Consider the following 24,166-nt stretch of genomic DNA (forward strand, 5'->3'; position numbering starts at 1 on the left):
TAAAAGCAAGAATTAAATCTTATTTTGAATTAATAATTTTATGAAAAAGATACATAAGCATTAGAAATCGTAAGCAAACATCTAACAATTAAATGTTCATTAAAAATGAAATTCTATGATTAAATCAAAAAAAAGACAAATGATATTGGTTCAATAAATTTATTAATCACTTATTATAACCGAATCGCTTCAGTTGACGTGCATTACTACGCCAGTTTTTATTCACTTTTACATATAATTCTATATGGACTTGTTTGCCGAAGAATTTCTCCAAGTCTTTTCTAGCTTCTACCCCTACTTTTTTTAGAGCCGAACCTTTATGACCAATAATAATACCTTTTTGAGAATCGCGCTCTACCATAATTACGGCTCGCATACGTATGATATCCTCATCTTCAAAAAATTCCTCAGTTTCTATTTCAACTGCATAAGGAATTTCCTTTTTGTAGTTCAATAAGATTTTCTCGCGTATAGTTTCATTTACAAAAAAACGTTCTGGCTTATCCGTTAATTGGTCTTTAGGATAATATGCCGGTGACATTGGCAACAATTCTATAATACGCTCAAAAACACCTTTAACATTAAAATTAGATAATGCAGATATAGGATGCAACTCAACACTCGGCAACATTTCTTGCCAATACTGAACCTGCTCTTCCAACAATTCTTGAGTAGCGGTATCTACCTTGTTCAACAATAATAAAACAGGAATTTTACTATTTTTAATTTTCTCAAAGAAAGCCTCATCTTTTAATGCCTTCTCCCCTATTTCAACCATATACAAAAGTACATCGGCATCTTCAAAAGCAGATTTCACAAAATCCATCATACTACTTTGAAGCTGATATGCAGGTTTTATGATACCTGGAGTATCAGACAAAATCATCTGAAAATCATCTCCGTTTACAATACCTAAAATACGGTGCCTTGTTGTTTGTGCCTTTGATGTTATTATGGATAATTTTTCACCCACAAAAGCATTCATCAAAGTTGATTTACCAACATTAGGATTACCAATAATATTTACGAAGCCTGCCTTATGATCTGCCATCTCTATACTTTAATATATATTTCTTCAATTCCACATTTACCTTTGGAGCCAACAAAAGTACGGCAATCATATTAGGTATCACCATTAGTGCGTACGACAAATCAATTAAATTCTTTACCAACTCCAATGATGCTACTGCAGCGAAGACAATCATTATTACAAAATACCAATTGTAAAACTTACCGATTTTAGCATTGGTCAAGAAAGACAAAGATTTAACGCCGTAATACGAATAGGTAAACAAGGTAGACAATGCAAAGGCAGTTACAATGACCATTAACAATACATCTCCCCAACCAAATAAGGTTCTTTCAAAAGCCGATAACGTCATTACGATTCCGCTAGAATCTTCTAAATATGCACCGCTTAATATGATAACTATTGCAGTAAATGTACATACTAGAATGGTATCTATAAACGGACCTAACATGGCAACCAACCCCTCTCGAATTGGTTCATCATTCTTAGATTGCCCATGGTACATTGGCGCACTACCCAAACCTGCTTCATTTGAAAACATCGCCCTACGAACACCAATGATGACCAAGCCCCAGAATCCTCCAGTAGCTAAAGATTTAAAGTTCCAAGCTTCTGTAAATATCATTTTCAAAGCTGGGACTATTTGACTTGAATTCATAGCCATTACAGCTATTACAGCTACTAAATATACAGCTACCATGAACGGAACTATTGCAGATGCAACTTTCGCTATCTTGGTTAATCCGCCGAAAATCACAAATGAGGTTATGACAGCCAATATAAGACCTATAGTCCATTTCCAATTCTCGTCGCTCATATCCATGATGGTAGCCCCAGGATCAACTACACTCATAAAAGTTTCCGTAAACTGGTTAGCAGTGAACACACCTAAAAATCCAAATAGTCCACAAATTGCGAAAAATACAGCTAAAGGTTTAGCCTTTTCACCCAGACCTTTTGTGATATAGTACATAGGACCACCTTGCAACTTACCATCCGAATCCGTTCCACGATACATAATTGCCAAACTACAGGAATAAAACTTTATACACATACCGATCAATGCAGTCATCCATATCCAAAAAACCACACCTGGCCCGCCATCATGTATTGCGATCGCAACTCCTGAAATATTTCCTAAACCAACTGTTGCCGCAACAGCTGCTGACAAGGCTTGAAAAGAACTAACATCTCCCCTTGAGTCTTTATTATCATATTTACCCGCAGTAATTGCGATTGCATGACCAAAAAAACGATAAGGCATTAGTTTTGAATAAAAGACAAGAAAGAGTCCACCGCCTATTAATAAAAGAAACATTGGCCACTCAGTATATGGCAATGCGCTTGCTATAAAGTCATTAATTGTATCCATAGAATTGTAAAAAACCGAAGTTATGGATTTAATGTTTTTTAAAAGATAATGCTCTTGAAAAATATTATTTAAATAAGTTTGGAATTAAGAGAAAATGTGTTGTATATTTGCACCCCGCTACAAATAGTAGCGCACCTTTATTTCGTCAGCTTAATGACCTGAAGTCGCAAGACAAGTGAGATAAAAAACCCATATCGCGGGGTAGAGCAGTAGGTAGCTCGTCGGGCTCATAACCCGAAGGTCGCTGGTTCGAGTCCAGTCCCCGCTACTAAGTTTAAAGTATTTAAAAACAACGGTTTAGTTTTCGCTAAACCGTTTTTTTATGCCTAATTTTAAGGAGTTAGTTACCTTTGAATACGAAAATGAATACGAAAGTGCATACGATTTGTCTGTAAAGAGAAACTTCTCCATCCCTAAAATATATTCTGCCAACGGCGATTTAAAAAAGCGCTGGTATGTATATTTCTCTTTTCGTGATCCAAAAAGCGGGAGATTAAAGCGGCATACTCCTTTTTACGGAGATGCAAATAAATATAAAACCAAGGAAGATAGAATGTCCGTTTTGGTCATCTATAGAAAAGTTTTATTACGACTACTGAACCAAGGTTATAATCCTTATTCCAATAACTTAGAATTATATCAAAGTTTAAATCGCAAAAACAATGTTGCAGCTCCTGTTGATCTATCCAATAATAATTTAGAAAAACCCGCACCACTACAGGAGAATACATCAATGACCGTTAAAGAAGCTTTTGAGTTTGGAATGAAGCTAAAAGAAAAATTGGTGAGCCCTAGTACCAAAAGAGATTATGAAAGCAAAATAAAAAACCTTTTGGAATGGCTTTCAGTAAATCACCCCGAAATAAAGTTCATACCTGAGCTTAACAAAAAGCTTGTTGTAGGATTTTTGAACGATGTTCTACTAAAGAATAGCGCTCGAACAAGAAATAATTACAAAACCGACCTAAGTAGTATTATACAAGTACTTGTCGATAATGAAATCATAGAACAAAATTTCGTAAAGAAAATACCTAAACTAAAATCTACACCAGAACGTAATAAAACATATTCCCAGAATATTCAAGAGGAAATTTTTGAATATTTAGAAATTCAAGACCCAATTCTATTACTCTACATTAAATTTATCTCTTATAACTTTTTAAGACCAATAGAAGTCTGCCGACTTAGAGTAAAAGATATTGATATAAAAAATAGACGAATACAATTTAAAGCAAAGAACAGCCCATTAAAAACCAAAATTATACCAGAGCTGTTATGGAACGACTTGCCAGACCTCACGAAATTGGATAAAGAAGCCGTCTTATTTACACCGGAAAAAATTGGCGGCGAATGGGATACCCTTGTAGATAATAGGCGAGACTATTTCAGCAAACGTTTTAGAAAAGTCGTTAAAGAGCATTTTAAATTAGGAATAAATTATGGGCTATATAGTTTTAGGCACACTTACATTACTAAAGTTTATAGGGCTTTAATGAAGGACTCCTCCCCTTTTGAGGCTAAAAGTAAGTTGATGTTGATAACAGGCCACTCTTCCATGACTGCCTTAGAAAAGTATTTAAGGGATATAGATGCAGAACTACCCGAAGATTATTCAACAATGTTAAAAAATGTACATGAATAATACGCCTTTAGAAATATTATATAAGAACCTGATTTCAAGGCTATGGGAAGAACTATTATTTTTCGTCCCAGACAATGAAATTTCAAATGAATTCTTAGAAAATCATGAAGAAATAGAATTTGAAAAATTTCGTAATAAAATATTAGTTATAGATTATCACAAGGGACCTACATTTTACGAATTAGATAGGGACAATAGCATGATATTACTTAAAGACAGTACATTAAAAAAAAGTACTCGTCAATTATTAAATGCAAAAGCAAATTCCAATCCACAGGAATTTAATTACATTCTAGAATTATATTTCGAGCAGGTTGAGTGCTTATATTTTATTACAAATTGGCTGAATAAAAATATAACCCAAGTACTTCCTCAAGAGGACACTATTTTAGGTTTGTTTAAACTCCAATATAATTTTCACAAGTCACATTTTAAAACTATTCTAAAACAGTTTTATCCCGATATGCAATCTTTGCCGAAAGGTAATTTTAATATCGGAAAATCGTTAGAGTCATCTTTCCCACATATATCCAAGCTTTTTTATACTAGGGATACACAAAATGTAATACCGGGAGTATTAGATTTACAAGAAGAGCTGCATGAAAACCTTCCCACTTCTACAAATAAAAAAACACAGGACAGCAAAAATAAAAAACAACCTCTGATTTCTGATTCTGAGGCAGAAACGATTCTATTAAAACGTATTTTCAATATTGATTCAAAAGTACTTAAATAAATTATGCGTAAATTAAACGTTTAATTTACGCATAATTATGACAAAAACTGAAATTTGCAAGTATTGTGGTGGTGACTATGTTCCAAAAAGAAGAGGTGCGCAAAAGTTCTGTAGCAACTCTTGCCGTAGTTTAAACTGGAAAAACAACCAACAGATTAAAGAATTGAAGGTACCAGCTATAAACTCTATAGATGAGAAACCTGTTTTAGTTCAAAACCCAAGCTTACATGAAAAAATGTCTTTAGCAGGAATTGGAAATGCTGCCGCAGGAGCTGCTGTTGCAGAAATAGCAAAAAACATTATAACCCCAAACGCTAACAAACCTGCTACTAAAAAAGATATTGAAGATTTAAAATTATTTTTGAAATCACGTTATTATATAATCAAAAATATAAATAGGGATATTCATGGAAGATCAGCATATTATGATATTGTTACCGGCAATTTAATTTATAAATAAAACTGTATAATCAGCTGTTATTTAATCAGCAAAAAAAACAGTTCAGATAGTAGATTTCATATTCTTAGCCATATAATCTTGCCATAGCACTAAAACATATTTTTCTTTGCCATTTTCTTTCCTAATTAAAAAACCATACTCATAAATAAAAAAATAAACTTGACCATTTTGGTTTTTCCAATAATGCGTGAAGAAGTTTGGATTAAACCCAGATTCTAGCAAAACATTACTTCTTATTGTAACCTTTCCTCCTTTATTATACTCTTTAAGTAACTTACGGTTCAATTTCAATTGATTATCTACCTGATTATAAAAACGCTCAGGATGTTGCTTTTCATTCTTGTATTGATAAGCACTTCTACAATGTGAATCACAAAATTTTTTATCCGTTCTTCCTTCCAATTCTTTATTACAATGAACACATTCTTTATGTAATCTCACGTTAGTTAATTAACTGTTTATTATACGTATACTATACACATAAGATACGGTTAAATCGTTTATAAGTTTTAATTTACTAGTAGAATTATTCATGGAACGAAAAAGAAGTATAACATTAAAACATCTTTTGATCAACGATAAAAAGTGTATCGGTATTCAATTTTATACAGATAAGGTAATACAAGCCTTACTTAAAGAAATACCAGGAATAAAATGGAGCAATGAGTTCAACATGGCATATCTACCTAATTCAAAATCTCATTTAGATAAAATTTTTCAAATCTTTAGAGGTGTTGTCTGGGTTAACTGTAATTTTTTTTATGAAAAAAATCTATTTCAAAATCATAACGAACCTGTTAATGTCGAATGGTTTAGAAAACGAGAATTAAAACAAAATTACCGAAGCTGCCCTGAAGAATATCTGGTTAAACTTGAAATTAAAAAGTATGCTAATAATACAGTAAAATCATATGTCTCACTATTTGAGGCATTTATAAATTTCTTTAATGAAAAGAAGTTATCGACTATCAATGATGAAGATATTAGACTATATCTTCAAAAATTAGTACAGGAAAACCGATCTAACTCATATATAAACCAGTCTATTAATAGTATAAAATTTTATTATGAGATAGTCTTAGGGATGCCAAACAGATTTTATTCTATCGATAGACCAAGAAAAGAGAAAAAATTACCTCAGGTAATTTCAAAATCGGAAGTAATGAAAATATTGGACAACACCAATAACCTTAAGCATAGGTGTATAGTAGGGCTTTTATATTCGGCTGGACTTCGCAGAAATGAATTAATAAACTTAAAATTGAGCGATATTGATAGTAATAGAATGTTGATACGAATAGAATCTGGTAAGGGCAATAAAGACAGATATAGTCTTCTTTCAAATCAAATTCTTGATGACCTAAGAATTTATTATAAAAAATGGAGGCCAAAAAAATATATTATTGAAGGACAATATGGAGGTCAATATTCAGGACAAAGCATTGCTGTAATTGTAACAAGGGCAGCAAAAAAGGCAGGAATTAGAATAAGGGTTACACCGCATATGTTAAGGCATAGTTTCGCAACACACTTATTGGAGGCCGGAGTAGATTTAAGACAAATTCAAGTTTTATTAGGACATAGTTCAAGTAAAACAACTGAAATATACACTCATGTAGCTACTTCAACCTTCAGCTCAATTAAAAATCCTTTAGATTTGTGAAAAACATATGTTATATAATGAACATATGTTCATTATACCTACGTTGTGAATAATTGGAATAAATGAAAATCGTACTTGATTCAAATATTATTATCGCTGATTTTTGGTTAGAATCGACCAACTTCAAGCTTCTATTTGAAAGTGCGAAAAAAGATGATATCAAGATTTATATACCAGAAGTTGTTTTGGACGAAGTAGTCAACAAATACAGTAAAAGACTCGAAGATTCTAAACGAAAAATTGACTCTGAATTGAAAACATTTAAAAAGTTATCGAGGAAAGAAGAAAAGAATCCAGTTACGACAAACATAATTGAAAAATCTGTTTCAGATTATCAGAAACATTTAAGAAAAATTGTAAAGGACAACTCTATTGAAATAATTAAATACCCAGAAACTGACCATAAATTTTTAGCTAATAAGGCAATCAACAAACTAAAACCCTTTAATGCAAATGAAAAAGGTTATCGAGATTGTCTGATTTGGGAAAATATAAAAGGATTATTAACGGAGAGTGAAAGTGCCGTTTCTCAACCTGAATTGGTTTTTATCTCTAATAATTACAAAGATTTCGCAACCAACGAATATGAATTACACCCGGATTTAATATCAGAACTAGAAGATGAAGATTTTGATTCCAAATCTGTAATTGTTTACCCAAGCCTGAGTGAATTTAATGACAAGCAAACCAAGTTGTTTTTCGAACAGTCTAAGAGTTTCGAAAAGAAATTAGTTCAAAAAGAACTTTGGGACTTAGACATACATACTGTCATAACAAACTATTTATTTAAAAACTATGTCGGCTCTGAGTTATACCACTATGACGTAGATTTTGGAGAAGAACAAAACGAACCTACGGTAAGTAGTATTTATGAGGACTTTGAAGAGACTATAACTTCAGTTAAAAAATTGAATGCTACTGATTTCTTGGTAGACGTAGAGTTTGAAGTTAATTCAGTGATTGATTTTTTCATTGACAAAAGTGATTATTGGTCTATGAATGATGATAAACACATTTCAATTCAAGACTCTGATTGGAACAAATGGGTAATGTTAGCTGAAACAGAAGTTTTGGTACCGCTATCAATGTCATTGATTATAGACAGTAATTTGAATGTAAAAAGCTGTCAGATAAATAAAATAAATGAAAACTATTCACAACACTATGTATAGTGCATAGCTACCCTGCGGGATAGCTACGACACCATACATTAAACGTTGGCGGTAATTCAAAAAACAATGTACCAAGAGATAAAACCATCAGAAAGACTTAAGCATTTAATCGACTCATTTTGGACATTCTCGAATAATAAAGCGAGTGAAAACTTCAAAGTATTACCTGATACTTGTACCGATATTATATTTGACATTAACCAAAATAAAGGTTTTATATCGGGAATTATGACAAATTATCAACTTCCGGAATTATCAACCGAATCGGATTTAATCGGAGTTCGTTTCAAAGCCGAAAAATTTGGTTCTCTATCAAAAATTCCGCTAAACGAAACTAAAAACTTACGAGTTGAATTATCACAAATATTTCCTGTCTGCGAACAAGATAAATTAAGCCTATTAAATAATTTAAAGCGAACAGTAGATAAAGTTAATTTCCTTGAAAATTTTATAGCAACATCATTTCAAAAAAACTATCAAAGACAAGATAAATTGGTTCTGTCGGTAGCACAAAAAATAAGGTTATTAAAAGGAAATATCAATATTAGCGAAATAGCAAAGTCGAACAACATAAGTTTAAGACAATTAGAGAGACGTTTTAAAAGTTACATCGGTTTGACTATAAAGGAATTTTCAAATGTGGTACGCTTCAAAAATGCTAAAAAACTAATTAAATCCTTTACCGAAACAAGCCTTTTAGAAATTGCTTTTGATACAGGTTTTTTTGACCATTCTCATATGAATTATGAATTCAACCGAATTGCAGGAGAAAATCCAAGCTTCTTTAGATAATGTCGTTTTTTTACAAAGTAATATTTTTAAAGTCGAGTAACTTTGTAACAAAATAACAATATGAAATTTTGGGTTATATCAATCAGTTTAATTATGGTTATCTCTTGTAAAAATAAGGTCAATAACCCAGAAAAAAGTATTGTTGATAATCACGAACTTAAAACAAAAGAAATGGACATTCAGTACGCATACACAATCCTCTACGTAAAAGACATACCTACAACAATAGAATTCTACAAGAAAGCATTTGGATTTGAACAAAAATTCCTGACACCTGAAAATGACTATGGCGAAATCATATCAGGAAACACAACAATCGCATTTGCCAATATTGAGCTTGGTAATTCGAACTTAAAAAAAGGTTTTTTAGAAAGTAATTTGAATGAAAAGCCATTTGGAATTGAATTAGCATTTACGACATCAGAAGTTGAAAAAGTAATGGAAAGTGCAATTAAAAACGGAGCAGTACTTTTGGAAGAAACAGTAACAAAGCCTTGGGGACAACAAGTTGGTTATCTGAGAGATTTAAACGGATTTATTATTGAGATTTGCACACCAATTCAAACTGCGGAATAAAAACTACCGCCAACAATGTATAAAAAACATAGGGCGTTTGTGCTAAACCGAAAGGTTTGTGAATATTAATGAAGTCCGCTAAATATAAAATTTGGCATTTATAATAGAAAAGATAAAAGCAAAATATTTATATTTAGCTAAGTAATATACCGAAACGAAAGTGCTTATCACCTGCCCTACGTTTCTTATACTGAACGTTGTAGGTAATTTAAACAAACAGTATAACGACAATGAATGCAGCTGAATTTAAAAAATTAGTAGCAAAACATTTTTCACCAAAAATTCGTGAATTAGGCTGGAAAGGTTCTGGATTTCATTTTAGAAAAATGGAAGAAAATCATATTGGAAATCTTTTTGGAATTCAAGGCAGTTGGTATGGAGGTTCAGTTTGTTGTGAAACTGCCATTCATTTTGATTTTATACCAGATTTAGCTAGTTTGAATTTTGACAAAAGCACATATGCGAGTTCTTTAATTAGAAAAAGATTATCGCCAAAAGGAGATGGAGACTACCATTGGAATTTCAGTAATGACCTCGAAAAGAATATTGAATCGGTAAACTCAATTTGGAATGCGTTTGAAAAACACGGAACAAAATTCTATAATGATTTTGCTGACTTTCCTCATCCTTTTGATAAAATAAAACCGAATGATTTACGAAACAGTAATAATTATAAAATCCTTGGAAAATATTTTGTTGGAAATCACATAGAATTGGCGAACCTTTTAAAAGAAATAAATCTTATAATTGGTAATAAAACTATAGCCAAAGAATTTTCTCAAATCGGAATTGAAGGAGTTAATGAACTTGGAAAAAGATTGTTAGTTGGCAGAAAAACCAAATCGTATAGAGAAACTGAAAGATTCATTGAAAATCAAATAAAAAAACTAACAGTTGAATAAAAAACTACCTACAACATTGTATAAAAAACATAGGGCATTTGTGGCTTAATCGAAAGTTTGGGCATATTTACAAAGTCCGCCAAATATAAAATTTGGCGTTTAAAGAGGAAAAGATAAAAGCAAAATATTTATATTTAGCTAAGTTATATATTGAAACGATAGTGCTTGTTAACTGCCCTACGTTTCTTATACGTAGACGTTGTAAAACATACAAATGAACAAACTGCTAACATTAAATATTCTGGTTTTATTACTAATTTCTTGCGCTAGCAAAGAAAAAAATGAATCGGAAGTTTATGTAGAAAAACAGATTTCATTTTTCGGTTTAAACAACACGGAATGGACAAAAAGTGCATGGATTAGAAAACCCGAAAATCTTAAAATGGTTCATGAATCATTTAAAAAAGTCGGATATGAAAAACTCGAAAATCTGATTTTTAAAAGTAACAATATATTCATTGTCCATGATATTTATATAAAACGAAATTTTGAGGATGTTTTAGACAGTTTACAACTGACTTACAACAAACCAGAAATACAAGCTAAATATTACGCTGAATTTTGGAATCGCAGAAGAATCGATAAAAATGATTCAATCGTTTATGAAATTATCCGAGAATTCAACTCTATGAAATCGAATAAAGAACGTCTGAGTTACGAAAACGAGTTTGTGAATGACACTTTGGTTGACCTTTTAAAAATTGAATTTGACAATGACAATCTGGATTCGAAAAAAGCGAAATTGGACTTTCTAACTCTAAAAAAATATGGACTTCATCAATCGGCTTATAATCTACTCTATAAACGAGTAGAATATTCTGAATTTGATTTAGACCGTGAAAAATTACAAAAGGAATTGACAAAAGCAACGGAATTTACTTACCCATGGTTAATCGACACGGAAAAATAAGTACGTTTTACAACAATGGCTATAATTAATGTGGGGTTAAGGTTTATACGCCAAGGTCTGTGTATATTTATGAGGTCGCAAAATCTTTGGGATTTTGCTTTAGACAAGAAAAAATAAAACAAAACAAAAAGATTTGGCTTCGAGCTGTGACGGCATGGGAATCGTAAATCACCGCCCCACACTAATCATAGCCTGACCGTTGTACGCAAGCATGAAAATCGGAACAAACAAGAAATATTTAAACTTCAAGAAAATGCAAAAATCAATTTTCCTCCTATTAATTTTAACCTCTGTATCTGTATTTTCCCAAAACTCAGATTACAAGGTATCCTCATATTTAACAGATGGAACAAAAGCGCCAAATACTCATTATATCGGAGAAGCTTGGTTGAATGCCATTATTCACGATGATGAGGAATTGGGATATAATATTACAAAAGCAACTTTTAAAGCAAACTCAACCTTGGACTGGCATAAACATGGAACGGCGCAAGTCTTAATAATTGTGGATGGAGAAGCCTATTATCAAGAGAAAGGAAATGAGCCTGTAATTTTGAAAGAAGGAGATGTAATTAAATGTGAGAAAGATATCGAACATTGGCATTCCTCTTCAAAGCTTAGTGATGTAACATATTTGGCTTTATATGGTGGTGGACAACCAACTTCTTGGACTGAAGTAGTTACTCAGGAATATTATGATGAAGTAGCTGAAAAACTAAAAAGTAATTGAAATAACACACTCGGACGGAAATGCCAGCGTACAACACAACCTATAAACAATACGGGCTTCGCTGCTTAAGTTATAAACCTGGTATATCAACAAAAACCGCCAAACCTTTTGGATTTGGCATTAAATAAAAAAGAAAAAGCAAAACAAAAAGCTTTGGCTAAGTACCAAACGGAAAGTAAAAGCTAATTTGCTCCCGTACTGTTCATAGCTAAACCGTTACCACACATAAAAAAACTCAACATAAATGAAAGAACAAATCAAAAAATATTTCAATAGATATGTTGAGTTTAAAGACACCGAAATAGACGAAATTTATTCTAAATTAATACCAAAAACATTTCAAAAAAAAGATTATATACTTCGAGAAGGACAAGTATGTAAAAAAAACTATTTCATCATAAATGGATTAGTTCGCTCTTTTTACATTGATAACAAAGGGAATGAAAAAATAACTCAATTTGCTCTTGAAAATTGGTGGGTAACAAATATGGAAAGTTTTATCAACCAAACACCTTCTCTTTCATTTATTCAAGCTCTTGAGAAAACTCAAATATTAATGCTTAACAAAGAAGATTTAGAAAACCTCTACATTTCTATTCCTAAACTTGAAAGACTATTCCGAATCATCACGGAAAATATGCTAATTGCTATTCAACGTAGAAACGACATCTATTTGCAAATGAAAAGCAAAGATAGACATGATGATTTAATAAAACATTTCCCAAATTTCAGTCAGAGAGTTCCTCAATATATGATTGCCTCATATTTAGAAATTACACCTGAATATTTAAGTGAGCTGAGAAAAATTAACTGATTTTCATTTCTTAATATATCTTAATTTTTAAGATACAGGTATATAATAAATTTGTTACATAATTAAAATAATATAAATTATGGAACGAATTACATTTAGCCAAATCCCAAAAGGAATGGTAGAAAAATTAATGGGAATTGAAAATTATATTAAAAAATCAACATTAGACTTACAACTTTTAGAGTTAATGCGTTTACGAGTAGCTCAAATTAACAAATGCGCCTACTGTATTGATATGCATTATAAGGAATTAAAAGATACAGGAGAAACCGAATTACGTATGTCAACAATTAGTGTTTGGAATGAAACTTCATTCTTCACCGAAAAAGAGAAAGCAGTTCTTCAATTTACAGAAGCGTTGACAGAAATAAATGAAAAAGATATTTCAGATGAAATTTTCAATTCTCTAACTAAATTCTTTGACACGGAAGAAATTTGCAACTTAACTTTTGCTATTTCTCAATTAAATACTTGGACAAGATTAGTCAGAACGTTTAAATTTACAGCAGGAAATTATGAAGTAAAAAAATAATACTGTTGCCAAAAACCGTTACCACACATTTGACAAAAATCAAAAACAAAATGAATATTTTAAAATTATTTTCACTTTATATACTTACTACAATTCTTTTAGGATGTCAAACAAAAAAACAAAAATTAATTGTCCTAAAAGGATTAGCTATCGGAACTTCTTACAAAATAGAATATTATAGTAATAATGATAACCCGAAAATCAAAAAAGGAATTGACTCTGTCATTAATTCAATGAATAAATCTTTGAGCACTTATATACCTAATAGTGACATATCTCAAATTAACAAAGGAAATTCAAACATCAACACAGATATTCTTTTTCAAGATGTATTTAAACTTTCTAAAGATTTATATAAAAAATCTAAAGGCTTTTTTGACCCAACTGTTGGAACATTAAGAAATGCATATGGATTTGGAGATACTAAACCTCTTAAGTTAATTACTGATTATAAATTAGATTCTATGATGAATTACGTTGGTTTCAATAAAGTTAAGTTATTAGACAATGGTAAAATTGTTAAAGAAAACTCTAAAATTTATCTTGACTTTAATTCAATTGCAAAAGGCTATACAATAGATAAAATTGTTGAATCAATTGCAAATGAAGGTATTGAAAATCTAAGAGTAGAACTTGGTGGAGAAATTAGAGTAATTGGAAAAAACTTGAATTATAATGATAATTGGACTATTGGAATTGAAAGTATTGAATCTAAAATTAATAATAGAACAGTCAGAGCTAGATTAAAACTAATAGACAAATCAATAGCTGGTTCTGGAAATTTTAGAAAATATAGAATTGATTCTATAACTAAGAAGAGATATGTTCATACAATAAACCCACTAAACGGAAGAGCAGAACAAAGTGATGTCTTAAGTTCGTATGTAATTGCAAATACTTGTGCCAAAGCAGATGGTTATGCGACTGCATTTATGGCTATGGGAATTAAGAAATCAAAAAAGTTGCTATCTGAATTAAAGGAAATAGACGCTTATTTGGTTTATTCAGATTCTTTGGGAGAAACGAAAACATATATTACCAAAGGCTTTGAAAAATTAATAATAAAATAGGAATAAAAAACGTGTGGTAACACCGTATATAATTTATTGCTGGCTTATTGCCTACTTACGAAAGTCCTCGCGGACTTTCGTGGTCGGTAATTATTTACTAAATTAGTTGCTTAAAACACGCAACAAACCATATACAACAACGTTAGAAAAAACGAGCTATTAAAAAAAAGTAACTTCGGTTCTCCCCTATTTTTTACTTTTTGCGTGTTAGAAAAAAAACCAACTATCGCAAGTAATCACGTTTATCAGAAAAGTAAAAAATCTACGGTTTTAGTAGTTTAAGGTTGTCCAACTTTATGGTTTGGGTTTCTTAATAAAAAAATAGCTTTCGGGGCTAATTCCTTTTGCCACCAGTACGCAACTGTTACGCAATCGTTATGTAGTCGGACTATTGGCTTTTCCTGTTTTTAAGAGCAAGCTAATCGTGTGGTTGGGTTTCTATCCAAAAGGTCGCAGTCGGACGTTAAAAGTGGCAAAACCACGCGAAACTAATTTAAAGCTTGTCTTTTTGAGTATGGCTTGGCTAGCTAGCATTTTCTAACAATACCTATAATTAATTGCTACGGATTTTCCGATGGAAAATCTAACGTAAAATTATTATCTTAGTTCGCTATTGGAAATCCGGCGGATTTCAAAAACGCAACTAACAATAGCTGAAACGTTAGAAAAAACTAGCTATTAAAAAAAAGCATCTTCGGTTCTTCCCTATTTTTTACTTTTTGCGTGTTAGAAAAAAAAACAACTATCGTAAGTAGTCACGTTTATCAGAAAAGTAAAAAATCTACGGTTTTAGTAGTTTAAGGTTGTCCAATTTTATGGTTTGGGCTTCTTAAAATCAAAGCAGCTTTTGGGGCTTTTCCTTTTGCCACCAGTATGCAACTGTTGCGCAATCGATATGTAGTCGGACTATTGGCTTTTCCTGTTTTCTAAGAGCAAGCTAATCGTGTGGTCAGGTTTCCATCCAAAAGGTCGCAGTCGGACGTTAAAAGTGGCAAAACCACGCGAAACTAATCTAAAACTTGTCTTTTTGAGTATGGCTTGGCTAGCTAGCATTTTCTAACAATACCTATAATTAATTGCTACGGATTTTCCGATGGAAAATCTAGCGTAAAATTATTATCTTAGTTCGCTATTGGAAATCCGTCGGATTTCAATAACGCAACTAACTATAGCTGAAACGTTGTAAGTCATAAAAAAACTCACTATTGACAAAAGAAAAATACATTTCAGAATTAAAATCTAAGTTTGAAAGCTATATAGTAATTTCAGAAGAGTCTTGGTCATTAATTGAATCAATAATTACATTTCAAGAATTAGAAAAAGATGAAATCTTATTAAGAAATGGGCAAGTTGCAAAAAACGTGCATTTTGTATGCATGGGAGCTTTAAGAGCATATGTAACAGACTATGATGGTAACATTTATAATAAGAACATCTTTCTTGAAACCGATTTTGCAGGCTCCACCGTTTCATATCTTCTAAACAGCCCTTCTAATTTCACACTGGAGGCTTTGGAAGAAACTATTCTCATCAATTTTAATTATAGCAAATACAGACAATTCATTGAGGAAAATATAGACTTAAAGAATTTCTATATCGCCTATTTGGAAAAGAATTGGATTATTGAAAAAGAAGAAAGAGAAGTTTCTTTAGTAATGGAAAATGCAACAGAAAGATATATAAAACTACTACAAAAACACCCAAACATTGACCAAAGAATACAAAAATTACATATAGCTTCTCATTTAGGAATTACACCTACTCAATTAAGTAGAATAAGAAAAAATATAAAGAAAGATTCCTAAATCAACATATGTAAAGGCACAACTTTACTCTTCATTTTATCTTTGTACTGTTAATCAATATAAAAAAGATATTATGAACTTAATTAATAATTTAGAGTGGAGATATGCCACTAAAAAATTCGACAATTCCAAAAAGGTTTCTACAGAAAACTTAGAACAAATAAAGAAAGCTATTCAATTATCAGCATCTTCTTATGGTCTTCAATTGTATAAAGTGCTTATTATAGAAAGTAAAGAATTAAGGGAAAAACTAAAATCAGCTTCTTACGGACAAACTCAAATAACAGAAGCGTCTCATTTGGTTATTTTTTGTAACTACTCAAAAGTAACAGAAGAACATATAGATGAGTACTTCGCCTTAAAATCTCAAATAGAACAAGTTGATATTTCTGATTTAAAAGATTATTCAGACTTTATTAAAGCAGATGTTAACAATAAATCTAAAATTGAGAAAGACAAATGGACTTCTAATCAAACATATCTTGCCTTAGGAAATTTATTGAATGCTTGTGCAGAATTAAAAATAGATGCTTGTCCTATGGAAGGTTTTGAAAGAAAAAAATACAACGACATATTAGCACTTAAAGAACAAGGGCTAAATACTTCTGTTATTGCTACTATTGGTTATCGTTGTGATAATGACACTACCCAACACACACCAAAAGTTAGAAAGTCAATCAAATCTCTATTTGCATAATGAAATCATTAAAACAAGCATTAACAATGGGGTTAACCGGAGCAATAGCTGTTTTTATAGCATCCTTTCTCGGATTACCTACTTGGGTTTTATTTATGGCTTGGGTAAGTTATTATCTATTTGGCACAAAAATTAAAACAGTATTGTTGATTCTTCTACAACAAGTTTTTGGAATTTTAATAGCGATGATTATTCAATACTTTGGCACTTATTTTTCAGAAACTCTTGGCTCATTAGGATTTCCTTTAATCGTATTTATTGTTATGATTGGCGTATTTTATATCTCCAAACTAAAATATTTAAATACTATTCCTGCTTACTTTTTAGGAATGATTGTTTGGTTTGGTTCAAAAACACAAATAGATATAAATCTCTTTCTTTTATTAATCATTACCCTACTCTCTGGTTATATTTTTGCTTGGATAAACGTAAGTATTAGTGAGCGAATTGAATCCAAAAGCCAATAATTATAACATATGAATAATTCTGTTTTATTAATTTTAGCTTTTATTGGTGGTGTATTTTTAGCTATGCAAGGTGGTTTAAATGCTCGGTTAGGTGCTTTACTAAGCAACCCTTTATTAGCAAGTTTGATTGCATTTTTCAGCAGTACTTTATTTTCTTTCGTATTTGTACTTGTTAATTACAAATCCTTACCGACAATAATACAAATAAAAGAAGTTCCTATTTATTTATGGTTTACGGGTGGCTTTTTTAGTGTATTAGGAATAAGTTTATATTATTATACTATTCCTAAACTTGGAATTTCTACAATGATTTCTATTGGACTTTGTGGTCAATTAATCTTTGCTGTAATTGCAGGAAATTATGGTTGGTTAAATTTACCTTTAGAACCAATAACAATGAAAAAGGCAATCGGAATATTATCAATGATTCTAGGAATCGTATTAATCAATATAAAATGAACAGTATAAAATTAAATATCGAAAACTTAATTTCTCTTTGGCAAACGGTAAGCAAACCATTTGATTCAAGTTTTCAAGAAAAAGAATTTGATTATTGTTTAATTAAAGATTCGGAATGGCCAAATAGGTTGTGGTTTCATAACGAAATTAATGAAACTAAGATAGGTATTGCAAAAGAAAAACTATCTTCAATTTCTACAAACCTAATAGTTCCTTATTGGAATATTCACAATAATAATTCTTTTCAATTATTAGAAGAAAATGGATTCAAACTTAAATTTGAACAAATAGGAATGTCATTAAAACCTGACCATTCATTTATTGAATCAAGTGGCTTAAGTTTAAAAAAGGTGTCAACAAAAAAAGAAACTGAATTATGGTCTGTATTATTTTCTAAGTCTTTTGGATATTTCATAAACCCTATTTTATTAAACAAATATCAAGAGAATACTGATTATTATATTGCTTATCATAAGAATGAAGCTCTTGGGACAGCTATTCTACATATAACAAACAAAGTTACAGGTATTCATTCTGTCGGAATAATACCAGAACAAAGGAGAAAAGGTTATGCAGAAAGAATAATGAAACTTTTAATAAATCAATCTATTGAAGTTAATAGTGATTATATTACTTTACAATCATCTAATATGGGAAAAGGATTATATTTGAAATTAGGCTTTGAAGAACAATTCACTATAAAAAATTACGCCTTACAACAACGTGTATAAAACGTTAGCTGCAAGTACTCCAAAATATAGAAATGATTAAACTGATATTTATTTTTATTGTACTGTAAATTATTTTCTTGATTCCATCCTTCTACTTGTACAGAAAATTTTTACTTAAGAATTACGGGAATAAAAACATAAAAAAACGCTCAATATTAGCAACGGTTTTAACGCCAATATTCTTGACAACAGCAATGATTGGAATTTGTTACGGAATAATAAATCCCTTATTAAGGTCAAAGGAATTTAATTCAACTGACTGGATTCAAAATATTGATTCTAGATATAGAATGGTAAATGATTTAGCAGAAAATGACTTACTCCTAGGAAAAACAAAAGATGAGATAATAGCATTATTAGGAACTGAATACACAACTGATTGTTGGACAAAAAACACAATTTGTTACATATCTCCCGACCCTGATAATTACGCAACATTAGACCACTACGAATTTGTTATTTTCTTGAATGAAGAAAATATAGTTGAACGAGTTGAAAATATAAACAAATGAAACTCATGGAATTCTTAGCTAGTTTGAGCAGATGGACTTGACTCGGACGGAAAAATACGGAAACGAAAATAGAACGTGCTTACTCGTACGTGTCGTACCAGCAGCTAACAATACCTAAAAACAATACGGGCTTCGGGCATAAACAAAAGGTTTGTGTATATTTATAAAGTCCGCCAAAACATTAGGATTTTGGGATCTTAAAAGAAAAAAATAAAACCAAAACAAAAGGTTTTGGCTAATTGTAAACCGGAAAGTAAACGTCTGTTTGCCCCCGTAATGTTCATAGCTCAACCGTTAGCAAAAATGACTCAAAACGAAAATTAATTGGAGTTCAAGACGAAAATAATTGTTTCTATCGCATTTATAATAGGCGTTCCTATTTGGCTGAAATTAGGAGAGATAAATGATAAGCGCTTTATTAATAGACTTGAAAAAGTTAATCCATGGTTAGCGAAAAAATCTTCATGGTTTTTCTCGAAAGAGAAAGGCTCTTTTTCAAAATATATAGTTGTGATTTTCATAATAATTCTACTATTTACCATATGGGTAGATTTTGAATAAACCGTGTCAATTATTATACAAAGGGCTTGAGCAACTTTACGCAAATGGATTTTTTAGCTTGTTTGCTCAAATGGACCTCACTCCTACCCAATCGTTACGCAAATGGACTCTACTCAGGCAGGGGATTTAGGATAATGTAATCGTTCGTGCTTACTCGTGCGTGTCGCCACATTTTGCTAACAATACCTAAAATTAATTGCTCCGGATTTTCCGATGGAAAATCTAGAGCAATTTTGCTATCTTAGTTCGCGATGGGAAATCCTGTCGGATTTCACAACGCAACTAATCTTAGCTTAAACGTTATATACCATTACCGCTCAACAATGAAAAATCTAATTAATTACATACAATCAAAAATTACTTTAACTCAAAATGATACTGATTTAATCAAAAAGTACTTTGTTTCTGAAGAAGTACCAGCTCAAACTAATCTTTTAAAAGCAGGAAAAGTTGAGAGATATATTTATTTCTTAGATACTGGAATTGTAAAGGGATATCAAAATGCTGACGGAAAGATTGTCGTACAGCACCTTGTAGCGGAACAAGATTTTTTTACATCATTAGATAGTTTTATGACAGAAACACCATCATTAGATTATTATGAAACTATCACAGATTGTAGTCTTATAAAAATATCGAAACCTGATTTTGATATTTTACAAAAAGAAACAAAATTTTGGGCAATATTTGTCAAAGAAGTAACCAATGAGCATTTAAGTTGCAAATTAGAACGTGTTAAAGATTTTCAAATTTTAACTGCAAAAGAACGTTATCTCAAATTTGTAAATAAATATCCAAAATTAGCTTTGAATGTATCTATTGACAATGTCGCTTCTTTTTTAGGAATGGAACCTCAATCTCTAAGTCGTATTAGAAAACAAATCGCTTTCTAACAAATGTTATTTCTAACCTCTTAAAAAGTCTTGAAATTTGCTCAAACAAAATTTAAGAATCATGAGCAACGAAATTTCATTAGTAACTGGCGGAAACGGACATTTAGGAAACAACCTAGTTAGACTATTACTTTCCAACAACCAGAAAGTAAAAACAACTATAAGGAACATTAATAACACTGAACCTTTTAAAGGACTAGACTGTGAAGTTGTTCAAGCTGATATTACCGACAGAGAATCTCTTAAAAAGGCATTTCAAGGAGTCACAAATTTATACGCAGTAGCTGCTAATTTTAGTATGTGGGCTAAAAATCCTAAAACTGAAATTTATGATAATAATATGCAAGGAACACAAAATGTGTTTGACATTGCTAAAGAATGTGGCATCAAAAATATCGTTTATGTAAGTTCAGTTGCTAGTTTGGATTTTACAAAATTACCAGCTAATGTGGACAATGGATATAACAAAGACCGAAGAAATTGGTATTACAATTCTAAAAATGATTCAGATAAGCTAGCATTAGAATTGGGTGAAAAATATGGTATTAGGACTGTTCTTGTTTTACCTTCTGCTATGATTGGTGACAAAGCTTATAAATTAAGTTATTCTAACAACCTTGTATTACAAGTTTTAAATGGAGAAATACCTGTAGACACCAATGTAACTTTAAATTGGGTAGATGTAAAAGATGTAGCTTCTGGTCTATATAATGCTATGCAAAAAGGTAGAAATGGAGAACGTTATATATTATCGAACGAGCAACACACTACGCTACAAGAAACAGTAAAAATAGCGTCAGAATTATATCCTGAACTAAAATTAAAAACACCTAAAAAAGCACCAAAATGTTTATTGTACTCTGTTGCTGGTTTAATGGAATTTAGCAGTAAACTCACAGGTAAAGAACCTTTATTACAAAGACATTACTTGGATATGTTTTATGGCTTAAAACAAGATTATGATATTAGTAAATCAAAAAAAGAATTAGATTTTAATCCTAAACCTTCAAGAAAAGCTTTGGAAGATGCTTTGAAATATTTGAAAACCGATTGGAAAAAAGAAAACGGCATATAACAAGGTATAAAAAACATTGGGCAGTTTAGGCTTTCCGAAAGGTCTGTATTTATTTAAAAAGTCGCCAAACCGAAACGTATGGCTTATCACCTGCCCTACGTGTCTTATACTGAACGTTGGCAACGAGCTAAATAAAAATCTGGACATACAAGAAAATTTGGAAAACTGGAATTGAACGACATCAAATCACAGATTACCTAAAAATAAAAAATCATCAGGCAACCATTTGAAAGGATTTTACATCTTTATAAATAGGGATACTTATAAGTAAACTTTAAAATCCAAAGAAAATGGAATCAAATTCACAAATTAAGTTCGATGCTCCTACGAGAGAACAAATGTCAGAAAACAATTTACCTGTATACGATACTATTGTAGATGGTGTAGGTTTTATGCCCAACCTTTTTGCAACTTTAGGTTTGTCTGAGAATGGGTTAAACAGATACATTACATTTCAAAACGCTAGTTCTGTATTAACCAATAAAAAAAAAAGCTATTAATTTAGTAGCTAGTGAAGTAAATGACTGTAACTACTGTAGAGCCGCGTATACCGCTATTGGTAAAATGAACGGATTTACAGAGGCGGAAGCTTTAGAAATTAGAAGTGGAAAAGCAACTTTTGACAAAAAAATTGAATACTTTGATAAAATTAAGTCAAGATATAGCACAAACACGTGGAAGGATAAATTCAAAGTTTTTGGAATTATTTTTTAATGAAGGATATAGTAAAGGTCATTTAGTTGATGTAATTATACAGGTTGGTGAAAAAACAATCACTAATTACTTACATAATGTAACTCAAGTTACTATTGATTTCCCTGAAGTACCTCAACTATAAATTGCAAAAAAACAGATTAAGAGTAATTCAATTTTATCATTCGATTTTACAAAATCTAATTCGCCTACAAAGACAATATTGTGGTCTGGGTTAGTAGCTGGGATATTAGATGCCATAGCAGGAGTTATTGTTTATTTTATCTTCTTCGGATTTAATCCAATGCAAGTATTACAGTTTATAGGAGCTGGATAACATGGGCTAGAAGCAATTGGAGGAGGGTTTTTAATGGCGGCAGCTGGAACTTTTCATCACTTTATTATTGCTTTTGTAGTTGCTATTATCTATTTCTATCTTTTTCCTAAAGTAAAACTATTAAGAACAAACGTATCTTTAATGGGATTACTATTCGGATTAGCTATTTGGTTGGTAATGAACTTGGTTGTGCTACCTCAATCCAATTTTCCAAAAGGTCCTTTTGATTTAAATTTGGTTATTGTAGGTATTGTTTGGCATATGGTTTTAGTTGGTTTACCTATTGCTATCATCACTTCTAAATATTATTGGAGAGAATAAAAAACCATAAAATAAAGTATTATATATTAAAAAAATGTAACCTAAAATGCCTTTTGAATAAATCAAAAGGCATTTTTATTTGGTAATAACGACTATCTCTTAAGGTTATCTGTAATATGTGTTAGTATTAAGGGAATACGTATTAAAATACGTTGTATTAATGTTTCAACTTTGTATAAAAAGAAATAAGATGCAAAATAAAAAAATATTATTAACAGGTGTTACAGGTTTTTTAGGTTCTCATACTGCTATTCAATTTTTAAACAAAGGATATGATGTAAAAGGAACTTTAAGAGACTTGAAAAGAAGCGATGCTATAAAAGCAATTATAGGCAAAGAAAGTGATTATATAAATAATTTGAGTTTTTATGAAATCAGTCTTTCTGATTCTGTTGACAAATGGAAAGATGCTATTAAAGATGTGGATTATGTAATTCATATTGCTTCTCCTTTCCCTACTGTTTTACCAGAACATGAAAACGATATTATTCTTCCTGCAAAAAACGGAACATTAAATATTTTAAAAGCCGCTACCGCTAACGGAATCAAAAGAGTGGTAGTTACATCTTCAACAGGTTCTGTTATTTACGGTGAACGTAAAAATGGAACTTTTACTGAGAAAGATTGGACGAACGTATCCAATAAAAAAGATACAACTCCATATTTTAGAAGTAAAACTATAGCAGAAAAATCAGCTTGGGATTATGTGAAAAATAACAAAAATGCTCCTGAATTGGTAACCATACTCCCAGGTGCCATATTAGGACCTATCCTTGACAAGAGTGATTATGGCACATCTGCGAATCTTATTAAAAAATTAATGGATGGAAGTATGCCAGCAATACCAAGAATAGGTTTTGCAATGGTAGATGTTAGAGCGGTTGCAGATGCTCATATTAAGGCTTTAGAAAACCCAAATGCATCAGGAAACCGTTACTTATGCACTAGCGGATATATGGATTTTAAAGGACTAGCTGAAATATTAACAAAAGAATTTCCAAACTATAAAATACCCTCTAAAACGTTACCAAACTTTATGGTAAAGTTGTTTAGTACATTTGATAAAGAAACCAAACCTATTTTAAACGATTTAGGTTCCAAACGACTTGTTGATAATTCTAAAATTAAAAAAGAATTGAATTGGAGTCCCATTTCTTTAACTGAATCGATAAAAACCACTGCTCAAAGTCTAATTGCTTTAAACATCATATAAG

The 24,166-nt window shown here is 31.1% G+C and carries 29 protein-coding genes and 1 tRNA gene; 27 read left to right on the forward strand and 3 right to left on the reverse strand.

Features of this window, described 5'->3' with window-relative positions; genetic code table 11:
• Positions 1 to 166 precede the first annotated feature (166 nt).
• Together era and UH1x_RS05140 are read right to left on the reverse strand one after the other, a co-directional pair.
• Entirely contained in the window at positions 167 to 1,051 is an 885-nt protein-coding gene (era, locus tag UH1x_RS05135) for a GTPase Era (protein ID WP_303600908.1), read from the reverse strand.
• Positions 1,038 to 2,402 carry an alanine/glycine:cation symporter family protein gene (locus UH1x_RS05140; RefSeq protein ID WP_482625566.1) on the reverse strand — a complete coding sequence of 455 codons (1,365 nt, stop codon included), beginning with the start codon at positions 2,400 to 2,402 and terminating at the stop codon, positions 1,038 to 1,040. Before UH1x_RS05140 ends, era begins: the two co-directional genes overlap by 14 nt.
• 195 nt (positions 2,403 to 2,597) lie before the next feature.
• Here UH1x_RS05140 and UH1x_RS05145 point away from each other — a divergent pair.
• From UH1x_RS05145 to UH1x_RS05160, 4 genes are all read left to right on the forward strand, one after another.
• Positions 2,598 to 2,670 (forward strand) — tRNA-Met (locus UH1x_RS05145).
• 54 nt (positions 2,671 to 2,724) lie between these two features.
• Positions 2,725 to 4,044 (forward strand): tyrosine-type recombinase/integrase, encoded by a 1,320-nt coding sequence (locus tag UH1x_RS05150; protein WP_482625568.1) that lies wholly within the window; start codon positions 2,725 to 2,727, stop codon positions 4,042 to 4,044.
• Positions 4,037 to 4,780: a hypothetical protein gene (locus tag UH1x_RS05155; protein ID WP_482625570.1), complete on the forward strand. Its 744-nt coding sequence runs from the start codon at positions 4,037 to 4,039 to the stop codon at positions 4,778 to 4,780. The genes UH1x_RS05150 and UH1x_RS05155 overlap by 8 nt, the downstream gene beginning before the upstream one ends.
• Before the next feature lie 37 nt (positions 4,781 to 4,817).
• The gene (locus UH1x_RS05160; RefSeq protein WP_482625572.1) at positions 4,818 to 5,240 is read left to right on the forward strand and encodes a hypothetical protein; all 423 of its coding nucleotides are present in this window, start codon (positions 4,818 to 4,820) and stop codon (positions 5,238 to 5,240) included.
• A gap of 42 nt (positions 5,241 to 5,282) precedes the next feature.
• On the opposite strand, the gene UH1x_RS05165 is transcribed toward UH1x_RS05160, so the two are convergent.
• Positions 5,283 to 5,681 (reverse strand): hypothetical protein, encoded by a 399-nt coding sequence (locus tag UH1x_RS05165; RefSeq protein WP_482625573.1) that lies wholly within the window; start codon positions 5,679 to 5,681, stop codon positions 5,283 to 5,285.
• 91 nt (positions 5,682 to 5,772) lie between these two features.
• Here UH1x_RS05165 and xerA point away from each other — a divergent pair, with 91 nt between their 5' ends.
• The 23 genes from xerA (at position 5,773) to UH1x_RS05280 (ending at position 24,165) form a co-directional block, all read left to right on the forward strand.
• Positions 5,773 to 6,903, forward strand: coding sequence for a site-specific tyrosine recombinase/integron integrase (gene xerA / locus UH1x_RS05170; RefSeq protein WP_482625575.1), 1,131 nt, complete (start codon positions 5,773 to 5,775; stop codon positions 6,901 to 6,903).
• A gap of 62 nt (positions 6,904 to 6,965) precedes the next feature.
• Positions 6,966 to 8,075, forward strand: a complete 1,110-nt coding sequence (locus UH1x_RS05175) for a PIN domain-containing protein (RefSeq protein ID WP_482625577.1) — start codon at positions 6,966 to 6,968, stop codon at positions 8,073 to 8,075.
• 66 nt (positions 8,076 to 8,141) lie between these two features.
• Positions 8,142 to 8,867, forward strand: coding sequence for an AraC family transcriptional regulator (locus tag UH1x_RS05180; protein WP_482625579.1), 726 nt, complete (start codon positions 8,142 to 8,144; stop codon positions 8,865 to 8,867).
• Between the two features lie 60 nt (positions 8,868 to 8,927).
• Positions 8,928 to 9,443, forward strand: a complete 516-nt coding sequence (locus tag UH1x_RS05185) for a VOC family protein (protein ID WP_482625581.1) — start codon at positions 8,928 to 8,930, stop codon at positions 9,441 to 9,443.
• A gap of 230 nt (positions 9,444 to 9,673) precedes the next feature.
• Positions 9,674 to 10,345: a DUF4304 domain-containing protein gene (locus tag UH1x_RS05190; protein ID WP_482625583.1), complete on the forward strand. Its 672-nt coding sequence runs from the start codon at positions 9,674 to 9,676 to the stop codon at positions 10,343 to 10,345.
• Between the two features lie 214 nt (positions 10,346 to 10,559).
• Entirely contained in the window at positions 10,560 to 11,255 is a 696-nt protein-coding gene (locus UH1x_RS05195) for a hypothetical protein (protein ID WP_482625585.1), read from the forward strand.
• 253 nt (positions 11,256 to 11,508) lie between these two features.
• The gene (locus UH1x_RS05200) at positions 11,509 to 11,985 is read left to right on the forward strand and encodes a cupin domain-containing protein (protein WP_482625586.1); all 477 of its coding nucleotides are present in this window, start codon (positions 11,509 to 11,511) and stop codon (positions 11,983 to 11,985) included.
• 244 nt (positions 11,986 to 12,229) lie between these two features.
• On the forward strand, positions 12,230 to 12,799 hold the full coding sequence (locus UH1x_RS05205) for a Crp/Fnr family transcriptional regulator (protein ID WP_482625588.1): 570 nt from the start codon (positions 12,230 to 12,232) through the stop codon (positions 12,797 to 12,799).
• A gap of 79 nt (positions 12,800 to 12,878) precedes the next feature.
• On the forward strand, positions 12,879 to 13,331 hold the full coding sequence (locus UH1x_RS05210; protein ID WP_482625590.1) for a carboxymuconolactone decarboxylase family protein: 453 nt from the start codon (positions 12,879 to 12,881) through the stop codon (positions 13,329 to 13,331).
• A 50-nt stretch (positions 13,332 to 13,381) separates the two neighbouring features.
• Positions 13,382 to 14,401, forward strand: a complete 1,020-nt coding sequence (locus tag UH1x_RS05215; protein WP_482625592.1) for an FAD:protein FMN transferase — start codon at positions 13,382 to 13,384, stop codon at positions 14,399 to 14,401.
• A 1,205-nt stretch (positions 14,402 to 15,606) separates the two neighbouring features.
• The gene (locus UH1x_RS05220) at positions 15,607 to 16,206 is read left to right on the forward strand and encodes a Crp/Fnr family transcriptional regulator (protein ID WP_482625593.1); all 600 of its coding nucleotides are present in this window, start codon (positions 15,607 to 15,609) and stop codon (positions 16,204 to 16,206) included.
• A 73-nt stretch (positions 16,207 to 16,279) separates the two neighbouring features.
• A complete protein-coding gene (locus UH1x_RS05225; protein ID WP_482625595.1) occupies positions 16,280 to 16,903 on the forward strand; it encodes an NAD(P)H-dependent oxidoreductase in 624 nt (207 codons plus the stop codon).
• Entirely contained in the window at positions 16,903 to 17,370 is a 468-nt protein-coding gene (locus UH1x_RS05230; RefSeq protein ID WP_482625597.1) for a DUF1097 domain-containing protein, read from the forward strand. Before UH1x_RS05225 ends, UH1x_RS05230 begins: the two co-directional genes overlap by 1 nt.
• Before the next feature lie 9 nt (positions 17,371 to 17,379).
• Positions 17,380 to 17,829 (forward strand): DMT family transporter, encoded by a 450-nt coding sequence (locus UH1x_RS05235; protein WP_482625599.1) that lies wholly within the window; start codon positions 17,380 to 17,382, stop codon positions 17,827 to 17,829.
• Positions 17,826 to 18,560, forward strand: coding sequence for a GNAT family N-acetyltransferase (locus UH1x_RS05240; RefSeq protein ID WP_482625601.1), 735 nt, complete (start codon positions 17,826 to 17,828; stop codon positions 18,558 to 18,560). Before UH1x_RS05235 ends, UH1x_RS05240 begins: the two co-directional genes overlap by 4 nt.
• 77 nt (positions 18,561 to 18,637) lie before the next feature.
• Positions 18,638 to 19,072, forward strand: a complete 435-nt coding sequence (locus UH1x_RS05245) for a hypothetical protein (protein ID WP_482625603.1) — start codon at positions 18,638 to 18,640, stop codon at positions 19,070 to 19,072.
• A gap of 884 nt (positions 19,073 to 19,956) precedes the next feature.
• A complete protein-coding gene (locus UH1x_RS05250; protein ID WP_482625605.1) occupies positions 19,957 to 20,526 on the forward strand; it encodes a Crp/Fnr family transcriptional regulator in 570 nt (189 codons plus the stop codon).
• A gap of 61 nt (positions 20,527 to 20,587) precedes the next feature.
• A complete protein-coding gene (locus UH1x_RS05255; RefSeq protein ID WP_482625607.1) occupies positions 20,588 to 21,601 on the forward strand; it encodes an NAD-dependent epimerase/dehydratase family protein in 1,014 nt (337 codons plus the stop codon).
• Between the two features lie 290 nt (positions 21,602 to 21,891).
• A complete protein-coding gene (locus UH1x_RS05260) occupies positions 21,892 to 22,101 on the forward strand; it encodes a hypothetical protein (RefSeq protein WP_482625609.1) in 210 nt (69 codons plus the stop codon).
• On the forward strand, positions 22,082 to 22,315 hold the full coding sequence (locus UH1x_RS05265; RefSeq protein ID WP_482626489.1) for a carboxymuconolactone decarboxylase family protein: 234 nt from the start codon (positions 22,082 to 22,084) through the stop codon (positions 22,313 to 22,315). Before UH1x_RS05260 ends, UH1x_RS05265 begins: the two co-directional genes overlap by 20 nt.
• On the forward strand, positions 22,206 to 22,439 hold the full coding sequence (locus UH1x_RS05270; RefSeq protein WP_482625611.1) for a carboxymuconolactone decarboxylase family protein: 234 nt from the start codon (positions 22,206 to 22,208) through the stop codon (positions 22,437 to 22,439). Before UH1x_RS05265 ends, UH1x_RS05270 begins: the two co-directional genes overlap by 110 nt.
• 225 nt (positions 22,440 to 22,664) lie before the next feature.
• Positions 22,665 to 22,952 (forward strand): hypothetical protein, encoded by a 288-nt coding sequence (locus UH1x_RS05275; RefSeq protein WP_482625613.1) that lies wholly within the window; start codon positions 22,665 to 22,667, stop codon positions 22,950 to 22,952.
• 190 nt (positions 22,953 to 23,142) lie between these two features.
• Positions 23,143 to 24,165, forward strand: a complete 1,023-nt coding sequence (locus UH1x_RS05280; protein WP_482625615.1) for an SDR family oxidoreductase — start codon at positions 23,143 to 23,145, stop codon at positions 24,163 to 24,165.
• Position 24,166 lies beyond the last annotated feature (1 nt).

The sequence above is a fragment of the Maribacter sp. UH1 genome (assembly GCF_056839145.1).